Source organism: Rhizobacter sp. P3_B12 (assembly GCF_056402895.1).
In genome coordinates this window covers 1-4,204 of the sequence record NZ_JBFUGN010000540.1, presented here as the reverse complement: position 1 = coordinate 4,204, position 4,204 = coordinate 1, and the positions used below count along the sequence as shown (strand labels likewise).

General features: G+C 61.2%; 5 protein-coding genes. 3 read left to right on the top strand and 2 right to left on the bottom strand.

The features are described 5' to 3' along the window. The first annotated feature begins 43 nt into the window (after positions 1-43). Positions 44-1,204, top strand: a complete 1,161-nt coding sequence (locus tag AC1D01_RS23215; RefSeq protein ID WP_477870503.1) for a ParB/RepB/Spo0J family partition protein — start codon at positions 44-46, stop codon at positions 1,202-1,204. After that, on the top strand, positions 1,201-1,536 hold the full coding sequence (locus tag AC1D01_RS23210) for a hypothetical protein (RefSeq protein ID WP_477870501.1): 336 nt from the start codon (positions 1,201-1,203) through the stop codon (positions 1,534-1,536). The genes AC1D01_RS23215 and AC1D01_RS23210 overlap by 4 nt, the downstream gene beginning before the upstream one ends. 397 nt (positions 1,537-1,933) lie before the next feature. Here the strand turns inward: AC1D01_RS23210 and AC1D01_RS23205 are convergent, their stop codons facing one another. Together AC1D01_RS23205 and AC1D01_RS23200 are read right to left on the bottom strand one after the other, a co-directional pair. Then, a complete protein-coding gene (locus AC1D01_RS23205; protein WP_477870499.1) occupies positions 1,934-2,686 on the bottom strand; it encodes a hypothetical protein in 753 nt (250 codons plus the stop codon). Positions 2,687-2,751: 65 nt separating this feature from the next. After that, positions 2,752-3,237, bottom strand: coding sequence for a hypothetical protein (locus AC1D01_RS23200; RefSeq protein WP_477870497.1), 486 nt, complete (start codon positions 3,235-3,237; stop codon positions 2,752-2,754). 343 nt (positions 3,238-3,580) lie between these two features. On the opposite strand from AC1D01_RS23200, the gene AC1D01_RS23195 reads away from it, so the two are divergent. Next, entirely contained in the window at positions 3,581-3,997 is a 417-nt protein-coding gene (locus AC1D01_RS23195; protein ID WP_477870495.1) for a VOC family protein, read from the top strand. The last annotated feature ends 207 nt before the right edge of the window (positions 3,998-4,204 follow it).

Sequence of the window (4,204 nt, the reverse complement as noted above, 5' to 3'; positions counted from 1 at the left end):
GTCCCGCAGCGCCCAGGTTGCGGAGAACCTGCAGCGCGTCGACGTGCACCCGCTCGAAGAAGCCGAGGGCTTCATGTCGATGATGCAGAACGACGGCCTGTCCGCAGAGGACCTCATTGCCAAGTTCGGCAAGAGCCGCACCCACATCTACAACCGGTTGAAGCTGCTCGATGCGGGCCCGGCCCTGCGCGATGCGTACCTGGCCAACGAGTTCGGCACCGACGCGGCGCAGCTCATCGCACGTCTGCCGTCGATCGGCTACCAGGAGAAGGCGCTGGAGTACATCAGGCATGACGCCCAGGCCCGGCTCGCTGCCGGCGGCAAAGCCAGCCACCGCACCATCCAGGCCCTGCTCAGCGAGAAGTTCTCGCTGGACCTGCACAACGCCGTCTTCGACATCGCCGACGCCGACCTGCTGCCGGACGCCGGCAGTTGCACCGACTGCTGGAAGCGCTCAGGCAACGCGCCTGAGTTCGCGGACATCGTCGAACTCGACGGCAAGGGCAATGACCGGGCTTCTGCCTCGGTGCATGGCGGTGCAGACGTCTGCACTGATCCAGACTGCTTCGCCGAGAAGAAGAAAGTCCACCTGCTGCGCGTCGTTCCGCGTGCACCCAAAGCCGCTGTGGCGGGTGCGCCGAACCCGACCGAGACCCAACCGGCCGAGCCGCATGCTGAGCCAGTCCACACAGTGGGCGGAACTTCGCACGACGAGACGCACGAGGCGCCAGGATCGACCGTGGATTCGGTAGCCAGCAACTCCGACGGAGATCAAGGGGCACCGACCGCTGCACCGACGACCAAGCCAGCTCGCGCGCAGAGGCGCAAGGCGATCGACGAGGACGCCACGCCCTCGATCCTCGCGAGCCGCACCCGGCTCGACCTTCTCAAGCGCGTGCGCGAGCGAGCCCTCGCCTCCGAGCGCAGCGCATTCGACCTGCGACTGGTCGCCAAGTTCGTCTGCGAATCCATCGCATGGCGCCATCGCGCCACGCTCGAAGGCCTGTACGACTGCGGCATCGGGAACCTGGCATCGCGCATCGACGCACTGCATCCGTCCGAAGTCGCGCTCTTCCTTCTCGACTGCGCGCTCTCGGCCAACGTGATGGTCGGAGAAGACGACGCCGCGGAGCAGCCCGCCTACCTCGTTGCGGCCGCCGAGCACTACCTCGCCAAGCCGTTGGAGTGCGCCGCTGAGCAATGAACGACCTGATCTCGACGACACGACAGCGGCACGCCATTTCCATCCCAACACGCTACAAGGATGAACCCTTGATCGGTCATCAACCAGTAGGCGCCATTCAAGGCGTCATCATCAGCGCCGTCTCGCATGAAGGGCTAACGGTCACGGTGGACGGGAAGCCTGCCCGATTGGCAATCCTCACCGAGGATGGGACAGTCATCGCCGCCGGCCCAGCTGTCGCCCGTGAGGCTGAGGCGGTCGCAGTGAACAGCTACAGACATTTGCTTCAGGGCCGAGGCCATCTGCGCATACTCAGCAAACCTATCGCTTTCGGAGAGAGTCCCTCAACGTGAAGCACCCCAGGGGCGCTTGCCGGTTGACTGCTCAGGCGCTGGGTGCGGTCGGTCAGAGCCGGCGGCCGAACGACAGCTCGGACGCATAGCAGACCTTCGTCGCGAAAGGCGTTGGATCTGCTCAGTCACGGCGGAGCGGACGGGGCCGCAACTGCGGTGCTGACTTGGGCGAATGACTGCTGTCGCGAGCGGCGAAGCCGAGCTTTCGACCCGGTGCGGTCCTTCGACCCGTCGATCTCGTTGCCGAAATGCAGTCGCTCAAGCCTGATCTGTTGCTGCAAGCGCAGCGTCAGCCAGCCATCGGTAAGCCGCCAATGCTGATCGCCTGCATGCGGCTGTTCCCCACTCGCCTTCAGTCATCCGCGATTTTCTGTTTGCCCGTTATAACAAGCAGTGCTTATACGGCCGGTGAGGGCCCTGCGGGATCGATGCCAACCTCTTCAAGCCGACGAACGACCCATTCGCGAATATTGCCAACTGCACGTGTTACCACGTCGTCTCTGATAAATCGAGCTTCTTCGGGAAAGCGCTCGCGCTCAACAAGGATTCGCCAAGCATCATCAAGTCCAGCATCTGAAATGCCCGCGCATACCGCCAAATGTTCAAACGGGCTGCTCTTCCCCGTCACGCCAACTAGCTCATCAAGCCGTAACTGTGACGAGAGGACGACCTCGCCCTGCTTGTCAGCGAAGTTGATGAGAGCATCGGCGTTGGCCGCGCCCCGGTCAGCGTAGGAACGCACGGCTTCTCGGAAATTCAGACTTGCCCACAGACTAGGGAGGCTAACAAGGCATTCATCCGATGGCGGGAGGCCCGCGAATACCGCTCCGGAGTTGGGGTGTCCCCTGACGATACCCTTAAAGTCCTCTGCATACGTCCTGTCAATGGTCCAACTTGTTGTGCCGTCGTCCAAGTGGTCGTTCAGGAAAAGCATTACCCAGTCTTGCCCACTCATGAACCGCTTGCGGTAGCACTTTACGGCGACGCGCCGGTGCTCGTCGGGCAGAAGCTGACAAAGACTTTCGAGCTGCTTCGCGAGGGTCTGGCGCAGGTCTTGGTCCTCGCGCCACCCGCGCTGCCACGCGCCTAAGGCTTCCAGAAATGCGTCGGTGAATAGACTGCTCATGATGGGGGATTGCGACTTGCGCATTCATTTGATCTGCGGCGGATGTGTCCAAAGTAAGCGACACATTCCACCGCAAGATTAACGAGAAATCATGCTCCGTCTTCGTCGAGCCCCTCGTCGTCCGGGACCAGCTGCTGGTAGTGGGCTTCAATAGCTTCGGGCTCTTCATCGAACAGCGGGGTGACGCGCTTCGAGCTCAGTTTCACCCAACTGTCAAGTTTCGTTACGTTCACCATCGCGTACTCAGCCCCAGAGCGGAAGAATACCCAGTCGAGTTCGACGAGCTCATCTTGGAGGTCGGTCAAAAATTTCTCCCTCAGGTTGCGCTTTCTTCCGGAGATGCGCAGCAGGGTCTCGTGCGAGAGCCGGTAGCGACTCACGTCGCGGCTTTTCTCCTGCTCGTAAGTTTTGACATTTATGACGAGGAGTTGTGCGGTAGTGGTGGCAGAGCGGTTTTGGGCCATCAGATGTTTCTCGACGTAGGGGGTGTTACTTGGTGGTGTGCAAAGCACCGGATGAGTGTACCAGAAAACACCAAATTTGTCGCCCTGACTGCCGAAAGTGGTCTCCAGCAACGTCTTTTTGGTGCCTTATGCCATCTAAGGTGGCGGGTCGCCGTGAGGAAGCTGCGCAGCCGAGTGGCAACTACACGCACTTCTCGATACCCAGGCCTCCAGCGGGTCGAGGGCTTTCGATGAAGCAGACGCTCGTGATCGTCCGCTCCTGGCCGACCGTGTATGTTCGCCGCGTCGCTCGGGAGCAGTCGGTCGCAKGCCGTTCCGTCTCCCTGGGCGACAGCTTGCAGGGCGACGGACGAAGGGGCACAGTCGGCCAGCAGCGGAAGTTCGCGGACGACGGCTTTCGGATAGGCTAGGCGCCATGTCTTGCAGCTCCTGTCAAGCACCAGGCGTTGGAGAAATGCAGCCTCTCTTCGCAAAGATCGATTGCCTCAGTCTGCCGGTCCAGGACTTGGACGAAGCGCTGGGCTTCTACCAGCACTCCCTCGGTCACGAACTGATCTGGCGCGATGCAACGGCAGCAGGTCTGCGCATGCCGCAGTCGAACTCCGAACTCGTCCTTCATATCGACAAGAGGCCTCTGGAAGTCGATCTGCTGGTTGCCTCAGTTCCTCAGGCCATTGAACGCTTCTGCGGTGCGGGAGGCACCAAGGTCTTGGGCCCGTTTCAGATTCGCATCGGCCTTTGCGCAGTGGTCCGCGATCCCTGGGGAAACGAACTCGTCATCCTGGACACTTCTTCAGGTCTACTGCAGACCGACGGAGAAGGTCATGTCATTGGCAACACCGACGCCCAATCCTTCCATAGAGAGGACTAGCCCCGGCAAGCCGGTCGAGCCTCTCATGTCAACGTTGAACGGCCGCTTTCCGGAGCCTTGCTCAGCCTGTGACAACWTCGGCTTTTGGTCGTCTAGAGGCAACCAGGCGAGGCAGACGATCGGCAACAATCGGCCGAGGCTGTGTGAAAACTCGCCGTGTTGAAGGTCGCCATCGAAATCGACCTCCCAGATCGCTCTGTATTCGAC

Coding starts and splice junctions, on each gene's coding strand:
- AC1D01_RS23210 (WP_477870501.1), top strand. CDS start 1,201: ATGAACGACCTGATCTCGACGACACGACAGCGGCACGCCATTTCCATC.
- AC1D01_RS23205 (WP_477870499.1), bottom strand. CDS start 2,686: ATGCGCAAGTCGCAATCCCCCATCATGAGCAGTCTATTCACCGACGCA.
- AC1D01_RS23195 (WP_477870495.1), top strand. CDS start 3,581: ATGCAGCCTCTCTTCGCAAAGATCGATTGCCTCAGTCTGCCGGTCCAG.